The following is a 21,101-nucleotide window of genomic DNA, read 5'->3' on the forward strand; positions in this document are numbered from 1 at the left end:
AGCAGAGCCGGCGGTTCAAAACAAATCGCCTTGCCTCGGCTCGCCCGCCTTCGGTCGTGCCGGGCGCTTGGACGCCGGTGTTTCAGGTGCCGGTTCGGCGACGGTTCCAGGCGTCTTGGCGGCCTGGACCGGCGCTTCGGTGCCGACGGCGACCGTCAGTTCGCCGTCCCGGAATTCCAACGTCAGCAGCGATTCCCGCGCCGCCGCTTGGCGACTGGTCAGCGCGCGGCCGTCCGGCCCCTTGGCAAGGACATAGCCCCGCTCCAGCGGGCGCTTCGGGTCAAGCTGCGGCAGCACGCGGGAAACCGGTGCCAGACTGTCGCGTGCCAGAGTCCAGCGGCGAGTCAGCAGGCGCGCGGTCAGGCCGACGCGCGTCAGCCGCTCGTCGCAGCGCTCCACCCGGTGACGCAGCAGCGGCAGTGACAGGCGGGAGGCGGTGCGGCCCAACTGTTCGCGCTTGGCCGCTGCTTCATCGCGCAGGCCGCGGCGCAGGCGTTCGGAAAGTTCGTCCAGCTTCTGCGCCTTGGCCGCGAGAATGGCCTCGGGCCGGGGGAGACGCTGCACCCGCGCTTCCAGTCGTTCGCGGCCGAGCGTGACCGGGCGCAGCGCGCAGCGGCGCTTGCGATAGGCTAGTTCGTCCAGCGTGGCGGCCAGTTCCAGCCGCACCGGCACGGCCATTTCGGCGGCCGCAGTGGGCGTGGGCGCCCGGCGGTCGGCGGCATAGTCGCAAAGCGTGGTGTCGGTTTCGTGCCCGACCGCCGAAATCACAGGAATCGACGATTCCGCCACGGCCCGGACCACGACTTCCTCGTTGAACGACCACAAGTCCTCGATCGAACCGCCACCGCGCGCCACGATCACCAGATCGGGGCGCGGTACCGGGCCTCCGGGCCGGATCGCGGAGAAACCGCGCACGGCATTGGCCACCTGCTGCGCCGAGCCTTCGCCCTGCACGAGGACCGGCCAGACCAGGACGTGGCTGGGGAAGCGGTCGTCCAGGCGGTGGAGAATGTCGCGAATCACGGCGCCGGTGGGGGAGGTGACCACGCCGATCACGCGCGGCAGGAAGGGCAGCTCACGCTTGCGTTCGGGCGCGAACAGCCCTTCGGCGGCAAGGCGGGCGCGCAGCTTTTCCAGCAGCGCCAGCAACGCGCCTTCGCCGGCGATCTCCATGGTCTCGATGACGACCTGGTATTTGGAGCGGCCGGGATAAGTGGTGAGCTTGCCGGTGGCGATCACCTCGATGCCGTCTTCGGGGCGGAAGGCCAGCCGCTGCGCGCCGCCGCGCCACATGACGCCGTCGATCACCGCCTTGTCGTCCTTGAGCGCGCAGTAGAGGTGGCCCGAGGCCGCCCGCTTCACGCCCGAAAGCTCTCCGCGCAGGCGCACGAAGCCGAAGCGGTCTTCCACGGTGCGCTTTAAAAGGTTCGAAATCTCGCTGATCGAGAGCGGCGCAGCGTTGTCCCCGGCCGCTTGCTTCGCTACCAGCCCACCCGAACGACCATCATCGAATTCGTCGTCATCGAAAGGCACGGCTAATGAACATCCTTCTTCTGGGCTCTGGCGGCCGCGAACATGCGCTGGCCTGGAAGCTGGCGCAATCCCCGCTCTGCGAGACCCTCTGGGCCGCGCCGGGTAACCCGGGCATTGCCGAGGTCGCAAGCTGCATTTCGCTGGATGTCACCGATCACGCGGCCGTCATCGCCTTTTGCGAGAGCAACGTGGTCGGCCTGATCGTCATCGGCCCCGAGGCCCCGCTGGTCGACGGCCTTGCCGATTCCCTGCGCGGCGAGGGTTTCTCGGTGTTCGGACCGAGCCAGGCGGCGGCCCAGCTCGAAGGCTCCAAGGGCTTCACCAAGGACCTGTGCGAACGCGCTGGCATTCCCACCGCCGGTTACGACCGCGTCGCCAACGAAGCGGACGCGATGGCCGCGCTGGCGAAATTCGGCGCGCCGGTGGTGATAAAGGCCGACGGCCTGGCCGCCGGCAAGGGCGTGACCGTGGCGATGACCATGGCCGAAGCCGAGGAAGCCGTGCGCGAGATCTTCTCGGGCCGCTTCGGAGAGGCCGGCGCCGAAGCCGTGATCGAAGAATTCATGGAAGGTGAGGAAGCCAGCTTCTTCGCCCTGACCGACGGTTCCACCATCGTCCCCTTCGCCTCCGCACAGGACCACAAGCGCGTGGGCGACGGCGACACCGGCCCCAACACCGGCGGCATGGGCGCCTATAGCCCGGCGCCGGTGCTGACGCCGATGCTGGAAGCCGAAGTGCTGGAACGCATCATCGCGCCGACCGTGCGGACGCTGGAAAACGAAGGTACGCCTTATTCCGGCGTGCTGTTCCTGGGCGTGATGCTGACCCGCGAAGGCCCCAAGCTGATCGAATACAACTGCCGCTTTGGCGATCCCGAGTGCCAGGTGATGATGCTGCGCCTCGAATCGGATCTCGTCGAACTGCTCCATGCTTGCGCCGACAACCGCCTTGCCGCGATTGCGGCACCGCGCTTCAGCCGCGACACGGCGCTGACTGTCGTGATGGCCGCGAACGGCTATCCCGGCACGCCCGAGAAGGGCGGCGCGATCGGCGGCATCGCGGCGGCCGAGGCCGATGGCGCCAAGGTGTTCCACGCCGGCACCGACGTGAAGGACGGCGTGCTCGTCTCCAGCGGTGGCCGCGTGCTCAACGTGACGGTGCGGGGCGCGTCGGTCACCGAGGCGCAGGGCCGGGCCTATGCGGCCGTGGATGCGCTCGATTTTCCGACCGGCTTCTGCCGCCGGGACATCGGCTGGCGCGAAGTGGCGCGCGAGAAGGCCCATGACCAGTAAGGCGGATTCGATCCTGAAGGTGGCGCTGGCGGTGGCGGCGGTGTTCGCCGGCACCGGCGTCGGCTATTACTACGGGGTGTTCCTGCCCGGTCAGGCGTCCCGCCAGGAAGCGCGTGTGGCCGCCGAGCAGGAAGCCCGGCAGAAGCAGGAAGACGCCGTGGCCAAGGCGCAGCAGCGCGAACAGGCCGAGCAGTCGCGCCGACAGGAAGCGGCTCAGCAGGAGTATCAGGACTGCCTGAACTTCGCGGAGCTGTCCTACAAGCAGCGCTGGACGGCGAGTTGCCGCGCGCAGCACGATGCCGACGTCTCGGCACTGGCCGATTGTGCCGACAACCTGTTCGCCACCGAGGAAGGCTGCCGGGCCAAGGTGCCGATCCGGCCGGAGCGCGACTGCGCCTTGCCGGGGCAGACGGCGCAAAGCTATTCCGACGCCCGGGAGCAGCGCAAGGCCGAGTGCCTCGCGCGGTTCCAGTCAGCCCAGCCCGGTGCCCAGCCTTTGGCGCCCCAGGGCCAGGCCCTGTCGGAACCGGCGGGGCGGGACGGCGCGATGCCGCAAGCGGATACTTACTGACCGCGCTCGGCCAGCCAGGTCGGTGCGATCTCGATCACCGGGATTTCCCAGGGGTGGGCCGCCATGATGCGGTCCATCGCCTCCAGGAATTCCGGGTCTTCCTCGCTGCAGGGCGCGTGGAGGGACAGGATCACGGTGGGGGAGAGGCTGGTCATGGCCGCTTCGCCCAGCGCCGGTCTTGCGTCCGGCCCGGGCTGGAAGCTCTCCCACCCCAGGCCGATCTCGGCGACTCCCTTGTAGAGGCCGAAATCGCCGAGCGGATTGTCGGCGCGGACGACCGCCAGGATCGCGGCCAGGACCGGGTCGCGCTCTCCGGCGGCGACGTCGCCTGCCAGCATGGCGCGAAAGGTCTCCGGCGAAACCGGAACGTGGATGCGCACCAGCAGGGCTTCGCGAAGATTCATGCGGGCTGTTCCTCGATCAACAGGCGAACGACCAGCGCGAGCCGTTTGGCATCCTCGCGCGCGTAGTGGGCCTTGGGCAGGCGCCGCCTGGCTTCCTCCAGCGCGGCGTCGACCTGCTCTCGGGTAAGGCCGCGCGCGGCCATCCATTCGCCCAGGAAGCGGATCGGGAACGGCAGCTTTTCGCCCAGTTCCTCGCACAGCACTTCCAGCCAGAAGCCATCGAGGTCGGCATCGGAATAGACCTCGCACGTACCGACGAACGCCACCATTTCCGCGAAGACTTGCGTGGGCGGCAGTCCGTCGCATGCCAGCATGGCGCGGCTGATGCCGTGGAGGGATTCCGCTTCTTCGGACCAGTCCCAGGTCTGCCAGCGGGGCGGGGGCTTGATCAGCCAGGAGCGGCTTTCCCCGTCGATGCGCGCCACGGCGACCTCGATTGGATAGGACTGGCCATATTCGGGCAGGCAACTCGCCTCGAAGTCGATCAGTGCGGGATCGTGCTGGGCCATGGGCGCTCCGGTTGAGGACGGTGGACCAACCTGTCCTGCGGAGAGGCCGGCGTCAACGCCATGCAAAAAGGGCCCCATTCCTGCGAATGGAGCCCCTTTTTCCAGCCGAAGCCGAAGCGATCAGCCGACGCGTTCGGAAATCAGCGCCTGGAGGTCCGCTTCGGGACGCGCGCCGTAGTGCGAGATGATCTCGCAGGCGCAGATCGCGCCGTACTGCAGGCATTCTTCCAGGCTCTTGCCGCGCACATGGCCGAACAGGAAGCCGGCCGCGAAGAGGTCGCCGGCGCCGGTGGTGTCCACCACGCGCTCGATCGGCTCGGCGCCGACTTCGGCGCGCTGGTCGCCCGAGATCGCGACTGCGCCCTCGGCGCCGCGCGTGACGACAAGCACGGGGATCTTCGGAGCGAGCTGGGCGACGCCCTTTTCGAAATCGTCATGACCGACGAGGGCGGCCATCTCGTGTTCGTTGCAGAACAGCACGTCGATCTTGCCGGTGTCGATCAGGTCGAGGAAATCGGCGCGGTGACGGTCGATCACGAAGCATTCCGAAGGCGTGAAGGCGATCTTGCGACCGGCCCCGCGGGCGGCCTCGATGGCCTTGCGCATCGCGGCGCGCGGTTCCTCGGGATCCCAGAGATAGCCTTCGAGATAGAGCACGGCCGCATTGGCGACGGCGCTTTCGTCCAGCGCTTCGGCGGGCAGGTAGTGCGAGGCGCCGAGGAAGGTGTTCATCGTGCGCTGGCCGTCCGGTGTCACGAAAATCAGGCAGCGGGCCGTCGGCGGGTTGCCGGGGCGGGCGGGCACGTCGAAGGCGATGCCGCCGGCGCGGATGTCATGGGTGAAGACGTCGCCCAGCTGGTCTTCCGCGACCTGGCCGATGAAGGCGCACTTCGCACCGAGCGCGGCCAGGCCGGCCAGGGTGTTGGCGGCCGAACCGCCGGAAATCTCGCGGGCCGGGCCCATGGCTTCGTAGAGGCTTTCGGCCTGATCGGCGTCGATCAGCATCATGCCGCCGCGCGAGAGACCAAGCTCGTCGATCAGCGCGTCGCTGCAGTTGGCGATCACGTCGATGATGGCATTGCCGATGGCAATCACGTCGAAAGTGGGCGGCACGGTGGGTTGAGCCATGCGAAAAGGAGTCCTTGGATTGTCTGGAGGTTGTGTCGCGAGTAGCGCGCGGGCCGCCGCTTCGCAAGCGCGGCGAGAGTTGACAGCACCACTGGCTCGCGCAATGCGGTGAGATGTCATGACCCAAGACCGTTCGGCGCTTCACGCCATTCCGATGATCGCTCCCACCCGCCTGCGATGCGCCACCGCCCACTTGCGGGGCGTTGTTGCCGCGGCGGGGCTTGCCGTGCTGCTGGCAGGGTGCGCCAGCACCTCCGGCGGCGTGGCGACGGCGCAGCACCCGCCCAAGCGGGGCACGCAGATTCCCAATGTGCGCCAGCCGACCCATACCGCGCGAGACCCCAGTTTCCAGGCGATTCCCGGTGCCGAAGGGGTGATCGGATCGAGCGAGAGCCAGCTCGTGCGGATGTTCGGGGAGCCGCGGCTCAACGTCTGGGAAGGCGATGCCCGCAAGCTGCAGTTCACCGGGAAGGCGTGCCTGCTGGACGTCTATCTCTACCCTTCCGCCGCCACGAAGGAGCCGCGCGCATCCTATATCGATGCGCGGCGGGTTTCAGACGGGCAGGATGTCGATCGCGCCGCCTGCATCGCGGCGCTCCGCAAGTAGGCATTTTCCGGGAGAAGCTCTCCCGGAAGCGGGGCTTCAGACCGTGAAGCTCTCACCGCAGCCGCAGGAACCCTTGGCATTGGGATTCTCGAAGACGAAACCGGCGGTGAAGTCGTCTTCCTTCCAGTCCATGATCGAGCCGATCAGGTAGAGCACCGAGGCACCGTCGATGTAGAAGATGCCGCCGGGCGTCTCGATCTTCTCGTCGAAGGGCTTTTCCTCGCTGACGTAGTCGACCGAATAGGCCAGGCCCGAACAACCGCGGCGCGGGGTGGAAAGCCGCACGCCGATCGTGCCTTCCGGCGCCTCGCCCATCAGCCTGGCGATGCGGGCTTCGGCATTGGCGGTGAGGATCACGGCGGCCGGGCGCTGGCGCGCCGGCTTTACGCCAGGATTCGCAGAAGTGGTCGTGGTCATAGCTTCTTGTCCCAGAACAGCGCCGTGCCCGCTTCCGGGTCCAGCGCGTAGTCTCCGTAGCCGAGCGAGGCGTAGAGGCCCTTGGCGGTCGCATTGCCGCTCAGCACTTCGAGAGTGATCTTGCAGGCGCCGCGGGCGCGGGCCTCTTCCTCGACGGCCAGCATCAGCGCGCGTCCCACACCCTTGCCGCGCGCTTCGGGCAGCACGGCCATGTCATGGATGTTCACCAGCGGCCGGGCCGCGAACGTCGAGAAGCCGGTGATGCAGTTGGCAAGGCCCAGCGGCCGGCCTTCGGCTCCCTCGTCACTCTCGAAGGCGAGTAGCGAGAACGCGCCGGGATGGGCGGCAAGGCCGGAGACCAGCCGCGCGCGCACGTCTTCGGAAAGCGGCTTGCCCCCACCCATCGGATCGCGCGCATAACTGTCGAGCAGCGTGACCACGCGCGCGGCATCGGCCGCGTCGGCATAATCGGCCAGCCTGACAGAAACAGGGCGCACGGTGACGGTGGGGGCAGGCGAGCTCATCAGAGCATGCCCAGTTCGAGCTTCGCCTCATCCGACATCTTGGCCATGTCCCACGGCGGATCCCAGACGAGATTGACCTCTGCATCGCGCACGCCGGGCACGGCGGCCACGCGCATCTCCACTTCGCCGGGCATCGATTCGGCCACCGGGCAATGCGGCGTGGTCAGCGTCATCGTCACCGCGACCGAGGATTCGGGCGAGACGTCGACGCCGTAGATCAGGCCGAGATCGTAGATGTTCACCGGGATTTCCGGGTCGAAGATTTCCTTTAGCGCATCGATGACGCCGTCGTAGATCGCGCCGCCGGGCTGGCCGGGGTCGATGCCCTGCGGCTTTTCGGCAAGGAAACCGTCCAGATAGTCGCGCCGGCGCTCGGGAGCGCCCTGTTCGCCAGGGACCTGCTGATCGGGCGCATCCTCCACGCGCGCACGCGGCGCGGGGGGCACCGAATCGACTTCCTCGACGGTGAAGCCGGGGCCAGAAGCGGAAGTGTCGTCACTCATCCAAAAATTCTCCGGGTGCGCTCGATACCCTTCATGAGCGCCTCGATGTCGCTGTCGTCACTGTAGAGGCCGAAGCTTGCGCGGGCCGTGGCGGGTACGCCCAGGTGGTCCATCAGCGGCTGTGCGCAGTGATGGCCGGCCCGGATCGCAACGCCCTCTTCGTCCAATATGGTGCCGAGGTCGTGCGGATGCACCCCGTCGAGCGCAAAACTGACGATGCCCACCGAATCGGCCGGGCCGAACAGGGTGACGTCGTTGCGCTTGCCGAGTTCCTCGCGCAGCTTGGCGGCGAGGTGGCGTTCGTGGGCTTCCGCCCGGTCCAGACCGAAGGCGCGGAGCCAGTCGATGGCGGCCGCCAGGCCGATGGCCTCGACGATCATCGGGGTGCCGGCCTCGAAGCGCTGCGGCGCGGGGGCGTAAGTGGTCTTCTCGAAGGTCACGCGGTCGATCATCGACCCGCCGCCTTGCCACGGGGGCATGCCGTCGAGGATGTCCTTGCGCGCCCAGAGCGCGCCGATCCCGGTGGGACCATAGAGCTTGTGGGCCGAAAAGACGTAGAAGTCCGCCTGCATCGCCTTCATGTCGAGTGCGATGCGCGGGGCGGCCTGGCAGCCGTCGACCAGCAGCTTCGCGCCCACGGCATGGGCCAGGCGCGCGGCATGTTCCACGTGAAGCACCGAGCCGAGCACGTTGGAAACATGCGCGAAGGCCACCAGCTTGTGAGCGGGCGTCAGGATGCGTTCGGCGGCTTCGAGATCGATGCTGCCGTCGGCGGTCAGCGGGCAGACGTCGATTTCCACGCCGGTACGGTCGCGCAGAAGCTGCCACGGCACGATGTTGGAGTGGTGTTCGAGCACGGAGACGAGGATGCGGTCGCCCGCCTTGAGGTTCTGCACGCCCCATGTCTGGGCCACCAGGTTGATCGCCTCGGTGGCGCCGCGGGTGAAGACGATTTCGTCCTCCCGGCCGCCGAGAAATTCCGCGACGGTGCGGCGGGCGGCCTCGAAGGCCAGGGTCATCTCGGCCGAGCGGGCATAGACGCCGCGATGCACGGTCGCGTAGTCGCGGCCCAGCGCATTGACCGTGGCGTCGATCACCGCCTGCGGCTTCTGCGCGGTGGCGGCAGTGTCGAGATAGTGCCAGTCGGCGTCGCCATCCGCCGAGGCCAGCCCCGGGAATTCGCCCTTCACGGCCAGCACGTCTCCGGCTTCGCGCACGAGATCGCTCACAGGATCTGCTCCAGCCGGGCGATGGCCGCCGCGCTCAGTTCCGCCTCGCCGGGCGCGCCGGTGAAGGCTTCGGCGATGAAGGCCTGGAGCATCAGGCGCTTCGCTTCGGGCGGGGTAAGGCCGCGGCTCATCAGGTAGAACAGGCCGCCGGCGTCGAGTTCGCCCACCGCGCAGCCATGCGCCGCCTTGACGTCGTCGGCGTAGATTTCCAGCTCCGGCCGGGCATTGGCGGTGGCCGTGCGGTCCAGCAGCATGGCGCGGACCGACTGTTCGGCATCGGTGCCGTCGGCCCCGCGCTCCACGGCGATGCGGCCGAGGTAAGTGCCGACGGAATGGCCGGCCAGCGCCGTCCGCACGATCTGGCTGGACGTGGCGTTCAGCCCGGCGTGCGTGACTTCGGTGACCACTTCCAGCGTCTCGCTGCCGGTGGCAAGCTGCGCCGCGCCCAGAGTGAAGTCCGCGCCTTCGGCCAGCCGCACGTCGACGGCGATGCGGCCATAGACCGGCCCGGCCGAAAGCACGCGAAGATCGAACTTCGCGCCCTTGCCCAGCGAGATCACCAGGTGCCGGGCGACGGCTTCTGCGCCGTCCTCGACGATCTGGAGCGAATCCTCGGCGCCGTCCGCCACGACGATGCTCTCGCGCGCGATCGGCCAGACGCCGGCCAGCGCGTCAATGTCGGAATAGCGGAAGTCTTCGTGCTTCCGCGTCGGGAGAGCAGCGACTTCGCTCATGCGGCCGCCTCTTGCACCACGGCTTCGTAGCCTTCTTCCTCAAGCCGCAGCGCGAGGTCCGCGCCGCCGGTCTTGACGATGCGACCGTCGGCCAGGACGTGGACGAAGTCCGGCTTCACGTAGTCCAGCAGGCGCTGGTAGTGGGTGATGAGCAGCACGGCCTTGTCGGGCGCGCGCATGATCGCATTGATGCCTTCGCCGCAAATGCGCAGGGCGTCGATGTCGAGGCCGGAGTCGGTCTCGTCCAGGATGGCCAGGCGTGGGTCGAGGATGCCCATCTGCACCATCTCGGCGCGCTTCTTCTCGCCGCCGGAGAAGCCCACGTTCACCGGGCGCTTCAGCATGTCCATGTCCATGCGCAGCAGGCCTGCCTTTTCGCGTGCCAGCTTCAGGAACTCGCCGCCCGAAAGCACTTCCTCGCCGCGGCTCTTGCGCTGGGCATTGGCGGATTCGCGCAGGAACTGGACGAAGGACACGCCGGGGATCTCGACCGGGTACTGGAAGCCCAGGAACAGGCCGGCGGCGGCGCGCTCGTGCGGTTCCAGTTCAAGCAGGTCCTGCCCCATGAAATCCACCGAACCGCCGGTCACTTCATAGCCGGGGCGGCCGCCGAGCGTGTAGCCCAGGGTGGACTTGCCCGCGCCGTTCGGGCCCATGATTGCGTGAATCTCGCCTGGATTGATCGTCAGCGAGAGACCCTTGAGGATCGGCCGGTTTACGTTGGCTCCGGCAACATTGGCCTGAAGGTTATCGATCTTGAGCATGGTCATCCTTCGGAGCCCTCGTCGAAGCGGCCCTCGTCAAAACGGGGAGTGGCAGTGGTTCCGGCCTTCCGGCGCGCGGAGCGCTTGTCGAAAGGCACGTTGAGTTCGGTGGTGATCTCGCGAACGACGCTGTCCACGCGGTCCAGCACTTCGTCCTCGGAGAAGCGCAGCACGCGGATGCCCACTTCGGTGAGCTTGCGGTCCTGCAATTCGTTGACGTCCGGGTTGGAATCGTCGGCGCTGAGCTGCACGACGATCCAGCGCGAAGGGCAGGCGAAGTCGACGATGGCCGAGCCGACCACCGACTGGCGGATGAACTTCACGCCGCCCAGCTTCGAGCCGGCCAGCTCTGCCCAGAGCGCCTTCTGCGCCTCGCTGGGGTTGCGGCGCTGTTCCTTGGCCCGCTCCTTGAGCGTTTCCAGGCGTGCGCCGGTCACATTGAAGCTGGCCTTGGCGTCGGCCTTGGGCGCGGAGTCCTTGCTGATGCCAAGGGTCTTGCGGGCGGCGGTCATGGATTAAGTCCTTGGATGAAAGAAGTACCAGAAAGCCCCTCCTCTTCAGGGGAGGGGTTGGGGTGGGGGGTAGCCCAACGATCCGACGCTTCGTGCAGAGCATTCAGGACCACGGTCAGAACCCCTTCCATATTGCGCATCACCTCGGTGTTGGTGACATGGATGGTGGCGAACCCCATCCCGGCGAGCGCCGCGTCACGCTTGCGGTCGCATTCGGAATCGTGCGTCTCGCCGTCGACTTCCACGACCAGCGCTTTCTGCGGGCAGAGAAAATCCGCAATGAACGGGCCGATTGGCGCCTGCCGACGGAACTTGAAGCCGCCTAGCTGCGAGCGCGACAGGGCGCGCCATAAGCGCTTTTCCGGTTCGGTCGGCTCATTGCGCATTTCGCGGGCGAATTGTGCGATCTCGGCGTTGCGGGTGACGGATAGCCCCCACCCCCGGCCTCTTCCCTGAAGGAGAGGGGAGTTGATGCGCCTTGCTGTATCGCTAGGCGTCAACATCAACCCACCGAACCTTCCAGCGAGATGCCCAGCAGCTTCTGCGCTTCGACGGCGAATTCCATCGGCAGTTGCTGAAGCACTTCCTTGGCGAAGCCGTTGACGATCAGCGCCACCGCCTGCTCGGTATCGAGCCCGCGCTGCATGGCGTAGAACAGCTGGTCGTCGCTGATCTTGCTGGTGGTCGCCTCGTGCTCGATCTGGGCGCTGGGGTTGCGCACTTCGATATAGGGCACGGTGTGGGCGCCGCATTCCTTGCCCAGCAGCAGCGAATCGCACTGGGTGAAGTTGCGCACGCCTTCGGCATTGGCGGCCACGCGCACGAGGCCGCGATAGGTGTTGTTGCTCTTGCCGGCCGAAATGCCCTTGGAGATGATCGTCGAGCGGCTGCCCTTGCCGTTGTGGATCATCTTGGTGCCGGTGTCGGCCTGCTGGTAATTGTTGGTGACCGCCACCGAGTAGAACTCGCCCACCGAATCCTCGCCATTGAGGACGCAGCTGGGGTACTTCCAGGTGATCGCGGAGCCGGTTTCCACCTGCGTCCAAGAGATCTTGGAGCGGGCGCCCTGGCAGAGGCCGCGCTTGGTCACGAAATTGTAGATGCCGCCCTTGCCCTCGGCATTGCCGGGGTACCAGTTCTGCACGGTCGAGTACTTGATCTCGGCATCTTCCAGCGCGACCAGTTCCACCACCGCCGCGTGAAGCTGGTTTTCATCGCGCATCGGCGCGGTGCAGCCTTCGAGGTAGGAAACGTAGCTGCCCTTCTCGGCGATGATCAGGGTCCGTTCGAACTGGCCGGTGTTTTCCGCATTGATGCGGAAATAGGTGCTCAGCTCCATCGGGCAGCGCACGCCTTCGGGAATGTAGACGAAGGTGCCGTCAGAAAAGACCGCGCAGTTCAGCGCTGCGAAGTAGTTGTCCTGCACGGGAACGACGCGGCCGAGCCACTTCTTCACCAGCTCGGGATATTCGCGGATCGCTTCGGAGATCGAGCGGAAGATCACGCCCGCCTGCTCCAGTTCCTTGCGGAAGGTGGTGGCGACGGAAACCGAATCGAACACCGCGTCCACGGCCACCTTGCGCGCGCCTTCGACGCCGGCGAGCACTTTCTGCTCCTCCAGCGGAATGCCCAGCTTCTCGTAGACCTTGAGGATCTCGGGATCGACTTCGTCCAGGCTGGAGAGCGAAGGCTTCTTCTTGGGCGCGGCCCAGTAGTAGGCTTCCTGGTAGTCGATCGGCGGCACATTCAGCTTGGCCCAGTCCGGCGGAGTCATCTCCAGCCAGCGGGCATAGGCCTTCAGGCGCCAGTCGAGCATCCACTCCGGCTCGTCCTTCTTGGCCGAGATGAAGCGGATGGTATCCTCGGACAGGCCCTTGGGGCCATATTCCTGCTCGATGTCGGCAACCCAGCCGTGCTCGTAATCGGCCACGCGGGCCGCAGCCTCGCGCGCGGCCTGATCGCGCACTTCTACGTCGCGGGCCTCGCCATCGCGGCGGTTGTCCCCATGGACTTCGCGCACCTCGATGGTGCCCTCGGGGGAGGTTTCGTCAGTCATTCATACTTCCTCGACGAGCTGGGTCAGGACCACTTGCGCCAATGCGCCGCGCAGTGCCGCATTCACTTGCGGCCAGTGCGGGCGCACGCTGCATCCGCCTTCCAGCGTACATTCGTGCTTGCCCTGTTCGAGGCAGGCGGTGAGCGCGATCGGCCCTTCCACTGCCTCCACGATATCCGCAATCGAAATCGTTTCGGGTGCGCGGGCCAGTTTCAGCCCGCCGCCAACGCCGCGGGTCGATTGCAGCAACCCCGCAGCGGTCAGTTTGCTCACCAGCTTCTGAACGGTGGGAGCGGGAAGGCCGGTGTCTTCGGCAAGCTGGCCTGCCGAGATGCGGCTCATCCGCGAATCCTGGGGGTGATGCGCGCAAGTGCCCGAATGCCGAGTCGCGGCGGACATGATGACAACGGCGTAGTCGGCCATGCTGGACAGGCGCATATCTGCGGCTTTCACGTCTCTGCGGTTAAAGTGGATCAAATCTTTCCGATTTGTGCCACCTAGTGCAGGACCCCTCCGGTTTCAATGGAGTTTCGCACAGGATTTGTGCGACAAAAGCGATCGGGCTGTTGCAAATTTCTCGCTTTTGGAGAGAGTTCGCGCCGGCGAATGGGGGAATCCAAAGAAAAAAGGCGGTCCCCGATCAGGATCGGGAACCGCCGTAAGGTAATAAAGAACTCGTGCGCATCCCGCTACGAGCCCTTCGGGTCGCAACTCTCCTGTATGCCGGGCCCTCGGCGATTTATTGTATAATTGCGACATGCGTGCTCTGGCGGTGACGCCGGAAAACCGATTTTGCGAACGTCACGCAGGATAAGAAGCATTTGAGCAACAGCGCCGAGCCGTTTATGCGGCACCCGTGCTTTACTCCCTGATCAGACCCGCCCTGTTCCGTCTCGATGCCGAATCGGCGCATGGCCTTGCGCTCAAGGCGCTGAAAATGGCGGGCAAGACTCGCGCGCCGGCATTCCCCGCCTCGCTCTCCACGCAAGTCGCGGGAATCGCTTTTCCCAACCCCATTGGCATGGCGGCCGGCTTCGACAAGGACGGCGAAGTGCCTGACGCGCTGTTGGGCCTGGGCTTCGGTTTCGCGGAAGTCGGCTCCATCACGCCGCTGCCGCAGGCGGGCAATCCCAAGCCGCGCCTGTTCCGCCTGGTGGAGGACCGCGCGGTGATCAACCGCATGGGCTTCAACAACCGCGGCGCGCAAGTGGCGCTGGAAGGCCTGACGGCGCGCCGGGATCGTCCCGGCGTCGTCGGCATCAACATCGGTGCCAACAAGGACGCGACCGACCGCATCGCCGACTATGCGACGATGGCCCGCCTCATGGCGCCGCTGGCGACGTATCTGGCCGTGAACATCTCCAGCCCGAACACGCCCGGCCTGCGCGCGCTCCAGGACGAATCGGCGCTGACCGGGCTGCTCGATGCCGTGCTCGAAGCCCGCGCCGAGGTCTGCGGCGAGGATGGCCCGCCGGTCTTCCTCAAAGTCGCGCCGGACCTCGAACCGGCCGATATCGACGCCATTGCCCGCATCGCCGTCGACAAGCGCCTGGGCGCGCTGATCGTCTCCAACACCACGATTTCGCGGCCGACCCTGCACTCGCCCCACCGCGGCGAGACGGGGGGGCTTTCGGGCGCGCCGCTGCGCGATCTGGCCCAGCAGCGCCTGCGGGACTTCCGCAAGGCCACGGGCGGCGCCGTGCCGCTGGTCGGCGTGGGCGGCATCGCCACGGCGGAAGACGCCTGGGCCCGCATTCGCGCGGGCGCCAGCCTGGTGCAGGTCTACAGCGCCATGGTCTATGAGGGGCCGGGCATGGCCAGGGCGCTCTGCCAGGGGCTGGAAGCGCTGATGAAGCGCGACGGCTTCGCCACGATCGCGGATGCCGTAGGGTCCGAATAGCGTCAAAAGCCACCTATATGGGTGCAAGTACGGATGCGGCTCTGCTTGTCGCAACCACTCCACGCGCCTAGACGTTGATCGGAACGGACAATTCCGCGTGAATAGAGAGGACGGGGCTCGGCATGGATCTTGGTGACTTCGACAAGTGCACCAACCTGGTATCGCTGTTCCTCAAGCGAGCAGGCCGATTGGGCGATTCGCCCATGCTCTGGTCCAAGCAGGACGGCCGATGGCTGTCCACGAGCTGGGCCGAGGTGGCGCGCCGCGTCTCGCTGATGGCTGCCTCGCTCCGGCGCATGGGCTTGCAGGCCGGGGACCGCGTGCTGATCGTGTCGGAAAATCGGCCCGAATGGTGCATCGCCGACCTGGCCGTGATGGCGGCGGGCTGCGTCACCGTGCCGGCCTACACCACCAACACCACGCGCGATCACATTCATATACTGGAGAATTCCGGCGCGCGCGCGGCGATCGTCTCCACGGCCAAGCTGGGCAAGGCGCTGCTTCCGGCTATCGTCCAGACGGACTTGTGCCGCCATGTCATCGGCATGGAAGCACTGCCGCAGATGCAGGGCGGCGCCTACGAGGTCCATGACTGGGCGGGCCTCCTCGAAGGCGACGCCGTTCTCGCGCGCGCCGAAATCGACAGCCGGGTGGCCGACTTCCGCCGCCGCGACCTTGCCTGCATCATCTATACCAGCGGCACCGGCGGGGCGCCGCGTGGGGTGCGCCAGCACCACGGCATGATCCTGACCAACGTCGCCGGCTGCGCGCAGATCATCTTCGACGATTTCGGCTGCGACGAAGGCGAGATATTCCTCTCGTTCCTCCCGCTCAGCCATGCCTACGAACATACCGGCGGCCAGTACCTGCCGATCGCCATGGGCGGGCAGATCTACTACTCCGAGGGTCTCGACAAACTGGCCTCCAATATCGAGGAAGTGCGCCCGACGATCATGGTGGTCGTCCCGCGCCTCTTCGAAGTGCTGCGCACGCGCATCATGAAGCAGATCGAGAAGCAGGGCGCCGTTCCCGCGCGCCTGATGGAAATGGCACTGGGCATTGCCGGGCGCGAGCAGGCCGGCCGTCGCCGTCTGCTGGACTACCCGCTCGACATGGTGATCGAACGGACGCTGCGGCCCAAGGTGCGCGCCAAGTTCGGCGGCCGCATCAAGGCCCTGGTTTCGGGCGGCGCGCCGCTCAATCCCGAGATCGGCGCCTTCTTCGACGCGATGGGGCTGACGCTGCTGCAGGGCTATGGCCAGACCGAGGCCGGGCCGGTGATCAGCTGCAACCGTCCCGCCGCCGGGATCAAGCACGACACCGTCGGGCCGCCGCTTCGCAATGTCGAAGTGCGGATTGCCGAGGACGGCGAAATCCTCGTGCGCGGCGAGCTGGTGATGCAGGGGTACTGGCAGAACGCTGCCGCCACCGATGCCGTGCTCCGGGACGGCTGGCTCCATACCGGCGACATCGGCCATATCGACAGTCGCGGCCGGATCATGATCACCGACCGCAAAAAGGACATGATCGTCAATGACAAGGGCGACAACGTCTCTCCGCAGAAGGTGGAGTCGATGCTGACGCTGCAGCCCGAGATCGCGCAGGCCATGGTCCACGGCGACCGCCGTCCCTACATCGTCGGCCTGATCGTGCCCGATGCCGACTGGGCGCTGGAATGGGCCAAGGCCAACGGCGAGAAATTCGACTTCAAGGCGTTGCAAGGCCTCCCGGCGTTCCGGGCGGAGATCCGCGCGGCGATAGACCGCGTCAACACCGACCTTTCGGTGATCGAGAAGGTCCGCCAGTTCACGTTCGCGGACGAACCCTTCGGGATCGAGAACGAGGAAATGACCCCCAGCCTCAAGATCCGCCGCCACAAACTCAAGGAGCGTTATGGCGAGCGGATGGACGCGCTCTACCGCAACTGAGGCCGCAAACCGGGGTTAGGCGCCGGGTGGCCCTTTACGCCACCTGCCGCCTGGCAGAACCATCGTCACGGCACCAGCGTGGTGAAGAGGTAGGTCGAGAAGATCACCAGATGGACCATGCCCTGGACGAGCGTGGTCCGCCCGGTGCTCAGCGTCATCGTCGCCACCAGCAGCGTCAGGCCGAGCAGGGCGATCGACTTGAAGGAGAGGCCCAGTTCAAGGTCCAGCCCCATGGCCATGGAGGCGATGGCGACGGCGGGGATCGTCAGGCCGATGGTGGCCAGCGCGGAGCCGATCGCGAGATTGAGGCTGGTCTGCACCCGGTTCGCCCGCGCCGCCGACAGCGCGGCGAGGCTCTCCGGCGCCAGCACCAGCGCAGCGATGATGATGCCGACCATGGCATGCGGCGCGCCCATGGCGGCAACGCCCGCCTCGATCGAGGGCGAGAGCGCCTTGGCCAGCAGGACCACGGGTATCAGCGCCACCGGCAGCATGACGCCTGCGGCGATGGCCTTGACCGCCGGAACCTTCTCATGCGTGCCGTCGCTCTCCTCGGGATAGAGGAAATGGTCCCGGTGACGGATGGTCTGGGCCACGACGAACGTCGCATAGAGGATCAGCGAATCCGCGGCGACGAAGATCAGCTGGTTGGCGTTGTAGAAGGGCCCGGCCTCGCTCGTGGTGTAGTTCGGCATCACCAGCGTCAGCACTGAAAGCGTCGCCAGGATCGCCAACCCGTGGTTGACGCCCGATTGCGTATAGCCCTGTTCGTGATGCCGCCCGCCGCCCAGCAGCAGGCAGACGCCGACGATGCCGTTGATCGTGATCATCACGGCGGCAAAAACCGTGTCGCGCGCCAGGGTCTGGGTGCCGTTGCCGTCGCTCAGCATGATCGAGACGATCAGCGAGGTTTCGATCACGGTGACGGCAAAGGCCAGGATCAGTGTGCCGAACGGCTCGCCCACGCGGTGCGCGATCACTTCGGCATGGTAGACCGCCGACATGATCGCTCCGCCGAGCACCAGCGCCAGCACGACCGCCATCGGGATGCCCGAAGGCTTGCCCAGCGCGATGGCGGCGATGGCGATCAGGGGGACGGCGATGGCCCAGGGCGAAAGGCCGAAACAGGGGAATGTCGCGGGCTTCGCGGCGGCGGCTGGGGACGTGTCGCTCATGTCCGGCACTATAGGCGAATTCGGCCCGAGGGCCAGTTTCGCCGCAAGATGGCTGGCTAGCGCTGCACGACCGCCAGTGTCGCCCGGTCCAGCGCCTCGCGCAGCTTCCAGGTCCGCGCCTCGAATGCGCCGGGGATGAGTTCGTTGGTCATGAGAACGGCCACCACGGCGTGCGCGGGGTCCACGAAGAAGTAGGTATTGGCCGAGCCCGACCAGCTTCCGGCGCCGACCGGCAGCCCGCCCCGTGCCTCGGTCCCGGCATCGCCGATGGCCAGTCCCAGGCCGAAACCCGCATCGAGATGCTCTCCGCCACCGGTGCGCAGGCGCGGGGTGAACATGGCGTCGACGGTTTCCGGCCTCAGCAGGCGCCGGCCCCGCCAGGTGCCGCGGTTGGCCAGCATCTCCGCGAAATGGCGATAGTCCTCCAGCGTTCCCGCCAAGGCGCCTCCGCCGTCGCGCAATCGAGCGGGGTCGCGGTATTCCGAGGTTTCCTGGCGGTCCACCGGCCTCAGGCCTTCGGCACTGGCGACATAGCCGGTGACAAGGCGCGGGGCCTGCGCGTCGCTCACCACGAACGTGGTGTCCTTCATCTCCAGAGGGCCGAAGATCTGCGACTGGAGGAAAGCATCGAGACTCGCGCCCGACACGCGCTCGATCACCGCGCCGAGCACCGTAGTTGAAAATCCGTAGCTGAAGCGCTCGCCCGGCTGGTGGAGCAGCGGCGCCTTGCCGAGGCGGGCGATCAACTGATCCAGCGTGGCGGCGGGCGGAACCTGCGGCCCGGCACTGGCCACCGCCGTGGTGCGGCTGACGCCGTTTTCGCGGTACCAGCGCTGGACCGGCGTATCGCCCATGAACTCATAGGTCAGGCCGGAGCGGTGGAGCAGCAAGTCCTCGATCGTGACCGGGCGGGCCGCGGCCACGGTTTCGGCCGGGCTGTGGCTGCTGCCGTCCCAGACCCGCAGGTCCGCCATTGCCGGGAGGTACTTGCCGATAGGGTCGGTCAGCGCGAGCTTGCCTCTTTCGGCAAGCATCAGGATGCCGGCGGAGGTGATCGGCTTCGACATCGAATAGAGCCGGAAGATCGCGTCACGGGCGATCGGTGTGCCGGTCTCGATGTCGGCATGCCCGATGGAGATTTCCACCAGCGGCGTGCCATGCTGCTCGATCAGCACCAGCGCCTGCGGCAATTCTCCCGCCGCGACCATGGCGCCGAGTTCGCCTTTCAGCCTTTCCGCTGGAGAATCGGCCAGCATCGGCGCTGTGCAGTTCAGCGCCGATGCGGCGAGCAGCAGGCGCAGGCCGGCGCGAAGGGTCAGAATGGCCGGTCGCCGGCCACGGTCACGCGGAAGCCGGAGCGGACTTCGGGGAAGTAGTCCCAAACCGCGAAGTGCTGCGTGCAACGGTTGTCCCAGAAGGCCACCGAGTTCTTCCGCCAGCGGAAGCGGACGTGGAAATTGGCGTCCTTGACGTGCTCGAACAGGAAATCGAGCACGGCCTTGCTCTCGGTGCCCGACAGTTCGTTGATCTTCGTGGTGTAGGAAGAGTTCACGAAGAGCAGCTTGCGGCCCGTCACCGGATGGGTGCGGATCACCGGGTGCGAATTGCAGGGGTAGGTCTTGGTCGAATCCGGGAAGATCGCCTTGTAGACGGGATTGGCGTCGTGAACGGCGGTCAGCGGATCGAGGAAGGCCTTCATCGCCGGGGACAGCGCGTCGTAAGCGGCGTACATGCTGGCGAACAGGGTGTCGCCGCCGTCCTCGGGCAGGGTGTGGATATGGAGGATCGAGCCCATCGGCGGCTCGGCGTCGGCCGAAAGGTCCGAATGCCAGTTCTCGCCCGCGACGAACTTCGAATTCTCGTTGGCATGGATGGCCACGACTTCGGGATGGTCGGGAAGCCCGGCAACGCCGGAATGGATCGCCAGTTGGCCGAAGGCGCGGCCAAGGGCTTTGTGGGCTTCGTGATCGATGTCCTGATCGCGGAAGAACACCACCTGGTGCTTCATCAGCGCCTCGTGAATCTCGGTGAAAGCCTGGTTGCCGAGCGGCTGGCGCAAATCGATCCCGACGATCTCCGCGCCGATGCGCTTGGTCATGGGGCGGACGTCGATCAATTCATAACCCATTGTCGGGCTCCGGTTTTCTTCGTGGGCACGCACCGGATGCGGAGTGAGGGCTCTCGCATCCGGTGCGTTCGTTGTTATCGGGCCGTTCCTATTCAGGATCTCTAACGCTGCCCTTCTCGGGGAAGATTCGGCGTTCGATGCGGCAGTGAATGCCTTGGGTGCCGTCCACCACCTGAGTCACCCCGAAGTCGGCGGCGACGCTCATCAGCGAATAGCCGTCGTTGCGGGAAAGGCCCTGGTGCTCGGTGAGGAGGTGGAGCATGTCGATCGAGGCTGACTTCATCGCCTTGTCTAGGTTCTCGCCGAAGCCGTGGACGATCCAGCAATCCGGCGTCTCCAGCAGCGGCGAGGGGAACGAGAAGTCCTTGCGCAGCACGATCTGGAACAGCACGTCGAGCGAGGCTTCGATGGCCGTGCCGCTGATCTCTCCGTCGCCCTGGCTGATATGGGGGTCGCCGATCGAGAACAGGCCGCCCTTGACCTGCACTGGGTAGTACATCGTCGCGCCCGCGCCGATGCGCCAGTTGTCGATATTGCCGCCGTGAAGGCCGGGGGGAATCGTGCTCACCGCCTCGTTGACGGCGGGCGCGACACCCGCCGTGCCCAGGTGCGGGCGGGCCGGGATGGTGATGCCGGGCAGCGCGGCCGAACGGTCGCATTCCGGGCAATGGGTGATGCGGCCGGGGACCACGTATTTCTCGTCCACGTCATAGGCGTAGAGCGCGCTGGCGGTATTGGCGTTGGGGTCGATCTTGTAGATCGTGACGCGCTCGGTCTCGCCGAATTCCTGGTAGAGATGGCCCCAGTTGGCCGCGAGGTTCGAGCCGTAGTTGAAGCGCGGACGCATCGCCATGTAGCGCACTTCCAGCATGTCGCCGGGCTCCGCGCCCTCGACGAAGATCGGGCCGGTCATGATGTGGCAGCCCGGCGCGCGAGTGGCGGGGTCGATCTCGGTGAAGATGCGGCGGATGTCGTCGTCGAACATCAGTTCCGGATCGTCGCCGGCATGGTGCGTGACGGCCTGCGCCTGGATCAGGTCGCCGCTTTTCACATAGAGCGCCGGTTTGATCTCGGGCGAGAAGTAGCCCCAGTGCACCGTTTCCGGCGTGGCCCGAAGATGGTGCAGGGCCGACGGCTGGAGGGCGGTCTCCCTTGCTGGCTCGGGCTTTAGGCTGATCAGTGCCATC

At 66.5% G+C, this 21,101-nt stretch carries 23 protein-coding genes; 5 read left to right on the plus strand and 18 right to left on the minus strand.

The window, feature by feature from the left end:
* Positions 1 to 15: 15 nt before the first annotated feature.
* A complete protein-coding gene (gene xseA / locus ACZ1J6_RS18470; RefSeq protein ID WP_465127706.1) occupies positions 16 to 1,533 on the minus strand; it encodes an exodeoxyribonuclease VII large subunit in 1,518 nt (505 codons plus the stop codon).
* Between the two features lie 5 nt (positions 1,534 to 1,538).
* On the opposite strand from xseA, the gene purD reads away from it, so the two are divergent.
* Both purD and ACZ1J6_RS18480 read left to right on the plus strand, forming a co-directional pair.
* Complete coding sequence (purD, locus tag ACZ1J6_RS18475; protein WP_465127707.1) at positions 1,539 to 2,825, plus strand: phosphoribosylamine--glycine ligase; 1,287 nt, start codon at positions 1,539 to 1,541, stop codon at positions 2,823 to 2,825.
* Entirely contained in the window at positions 2,815 to 3,396 is a 582-nt protein-coding gene (locus ACZ1J6_RS18480; protein WP_465127708.1) for a hypothetical protein, read from the plus strand. Before purD ends, ACZ1J6_RS18480 begins: the two co-directional genes overlap by 11 nt.
* Here the strand turns inward: ACZ1J6_RS18480 and ACZ1J6_RS18485 are convergent.
* The 3 genes from ACZ1J6_RS18485 to ACZ1J6_RS18495 form a co-directional block, all read right to left on the minus strand.
* Positions 3,390 to 3,800, minus strand: coding sequence for a YqfO family protein (locus ACZ1J6_RS18485; protein ID WP_134094862.1), 411 nt, complete (start codon positions 3,798 to 3,800; stop codon positions 3,390 to 3,392). The genes ACZ1J6_RS18480 and ACZ1J6_RS18485 overlap by 7 nt on opposite strands.
* Positions 3,797 to 4,309, minus strand: coding sequence for a 3'-5' exonuclease (locus tag ACZ1J6_RS18490; protein WP_465127709.1), 513 nt, complete (start codon positions 4,307 to 4,309; stop codon positions 3,797 to 3,799). Before ACZ1J6_RS18490 ends, ACZ1J6_RS18485 begins: the two co-directional genes overlap by 4 nt.
* 120 nt (positions 4,310 to 4,429) lie before the next feature.
* On the minus strand, positions 4,430 to 5,437 hold the full coding sequence (locus ACZ1J6_RS18495; RefSeq protein ID WP_132269957.1) for an adenosine kinase: 1,008 nt from the start codon (positions 5,435 to 5,437) through the stop codon (positions 4,430 to 4,432).
* A gap of 118 nt (positions 5,438 to 5,555) precedes the next feature.
* Here ACZ1J6_RS18495 and ACZ1J6_RS18500 point away from each other — a divergent pair, with 118 nt between their 5' ends.
* Entirely contained in the window at positions 5,556 to 6,044 is a 489-nt protein-coding gene (locus tag ACZ1J6_RS18500; RefSeq protein WP_431568034.1) for a hypothetical protein, read from the plus strand.
* Between the two features lie 36 nt (positions 6,045 to 6,080).
* Here ACZ1J6_RS18500 and ACZ1J6_RS18505 read toward each other — a convergent pair whose 3' ends face one another.
* The 10 genes from ACZ1J6_RS18505 to ACZ1J6_RS18550 form a co-directional block, all read right to left on the minus strand.
* Positions 6,081 to 6,461 (minus strand): HesB/IscA family protein, encoded by a 381-nt coding sequence (locus ACZ1J6_RS18505; protein ID WP_314467900.1) that lies wholly within the window; start codon positions 6,459 to 6,461, stop codon positions 6,081 to 6,083.
* On the minus strand, positions 6,458 to 6,985 hold the full coding sequence (locus ACZ1J6_RS18510; RefSeq protein ID WP_134094865.1) for a GNAT family N-acetyltransferase: 528 nt from the start codon (positions 6,983 to 6,985) through the stop codon (positions 6,458 to 6,460). The genes ACZ1J6_RS18505 and ACZ1J6_RS18510 overlap by 4 nt, the downstream gene beginning before the upstream one ends.
* A complete protein-coding gene (locus tag ACZ1J6_RS18515; RefSeq protein WP_465127710.1) occupies positions 6,985 to 7,488 on the minus strand; it encodes an SUF system Fe-S cluster assembly protein in 504 nt (167 codons plus the stop codon). Before ACZ1J6_RS18515 ends, ACZ1J6_RS18510 begins: the two co-directional genes overlap by 1 nt.
* Entirely contained in the window at positions 7,485 to 8,687 is a 1,203-nt protein-coding gene (locus tag ACZ1J6_RS18520) for an aminotransferase class V-fold PLP-dependent enzyme (RefSeq protein WP_465128271.1), read from the minus strand. Before ACZ1J6_RS18520 ends, ACZ1J6_RS18515 begins: the two co-directional genes overlap by 4 nt.
* A 26-nt stretch (positions 8,688 to 8,713) precedes the next feature.
* Positions 8,714 to 9,451, minus strand: a complete 738-nt coding sequence (locus ACZ1J6_RS18525; protein WP_132269964.1) for a SufD family Fe-S cluster assembly protein — start codon at positions 9,449 to 9,451, stop codon at positions 8,714 to 8,716.
* Complete coding sequence (gene sufC / locus ACZ1J6_RS18530; protein ID WP_465127711.1) at positions 9,448 to 10,215, minus strand: Fe-S cluster assembly ATPase SufC; 768 nt, start codon at positions 10,213 to 10,215, stop codon at positions 9,448 to 9,450. The genes ACZ1J6_RS18525 and sufC overlap by 4 nt, the downstream gene beginning before the upstream one ends.
* Before the next feature lie 2 nt (positions 10,216 to 10,217).
* On the minus strand, positions 10,218 to 10,727 hold the full coding sequence (locus ACZ1J6_RS18535; protein WP_314467907.1) for an endonuclease domain-containing protein: 510 nt from the start codon (positions 10,725 to 10,727) through the stop codon (positions 10,218 to 10,220).
* Entirely contained in the window at positions 10,724 to 11,113 is a 390-nt protein-coding gene (locus ACZ1J6_RS18540) for an endonuclease domain-containing protein (protein WP_465127712.1), read from the minus strand. Before ACZ1J6_RS18540 ends, ACZ1J6_RS18535 begins: the two co-directional genes overlap by 4 nt.
* Before the next feature lie 116 nt (positions 11,114 to 11,229).
* On the minus strand, positions 11,230 to 12,783 hold the full coding sequence (sufB, locus tag ACZ1J6_RS18545; protein WP_243841080.1) for a Fe-S cluster assembly protein SufB: 1,554 nt from the start codon (positions 12,781 to 12,783) through the stop codon (positions 11,230 to 11,232).
* Positions 12,784 to 13,221 carry an RrF2 family transcriptional regulator gene (locus ACZ1J6_RS18550; RefSeq protein ID WP_132269998.1) on the minus strand — a complete coding sequence of 146 codons (438 nt, stop codon included), beginning with the start codon at positions 13,219 to 13,221 and terminating at the stop codon, positions 12,784 to 12,786.
* 418 nt (positions 13,222 to 13,639) lie between these two features.
* Here ACZ1J6_RS18550 and ACZ1J6_RS18555 point away from each other — a divergent pair, with 418 nt between their 5' ends.
* Together ACZ1J6_RS18555 and ACZ1J6_RS18560 are read left to right on the plus strand one after the other, a co-directional pair.
* Complete coding sequence (locus tag ACZ1J6_RS18555) at positions 13,640 to 14,683, plus strand: quinone-dependent dihydroorotate dehydrogenase (RefSeq protein WP_465127713.1); 1,044 nt, start codon at positions 13,640 to 13,642, stop codon at positions 14,681 to 14,683.
* A gap of 122 nt (positions 14,684 to 14,805) precedes the next feature.
* Positions 14,806 to 16,611: an AMP-dependent synthetase/ligase gene (locus ACZ1J6_RS18560; RefSeq protein WP_465127714.1), complete on the plus strand. Its 1,806-nt coding sequence runs from the start codon at positions 14,806 to 14,808 to the stop codon at positions 16,609 to 16,611.
* Between the two features lie 65 nt (positions 16,612 to 16,676).
* Here ACZ1J6_RS18560 and ACZ1J6_RS18565 read toward each other — a convergent pair whose 3' ends face one another.
* From ACZ1J6_RS18565 to ACZ1J6_RS18580, 4 genes are all read right to left on the minus strand, one after another.
* The gene (locus tag ACZ1J6_RS18565; protein ID WP_132269972.1) at positions 16,677 to 17,786 is read right to left on the minus strand and encodes a calcium:cation antiporter; all 1,110 of its coding nucleotides are present in this window, start codon (positions 17,784 to 17,786) and stop codon (positions 16,677 to 16,679) included.
* 56 nt (positions 17,787 to 17,842) lie between these two features.
* A complete protein-coding gene (locus ACZ1J6_RS18570) occupies positions 17,843 to 19,042 on the minus strand; it encodes a serine hydrolase domain-containing protein (RefSeq protein ID WP_465127715.1) in 1,200 nt (399 codons plus the stop codon).
* A gap of 59 nt (positions 19,043 to 19,101) precedes the next feature.
* Positions 19,102 to 19,914 (minus strand): TauD/TfdA dioxygenase family protein, encoded by an 813-nt coding sequence (locus ACZ1J6_RS18575; protein ID WP_465127716.1) that lies wholly within the window; start codon positions 19,912 to 19,914, stop codon positions 19,102 to 19,104.
* Between the two features lie 88 nt (positions 19,915 to 20,002).
* Complete coding sequence (locus ACZ1J6_RS18580) at positions 20,003 to 21,100, minus strand: acetamidase/formamidase family protein (protein ID WP_132269976.1); 1,098 nt, start codon at positions 21,098 to 21,100, stop codon at positions 20,003 to 20,005.
* Between the last annotated feature and the right edge of the window lies 1 nt (position 21,101).

It is taken from the genome of Novosphingobium sp. BL-S-21 (assembly GCF_055521655.1).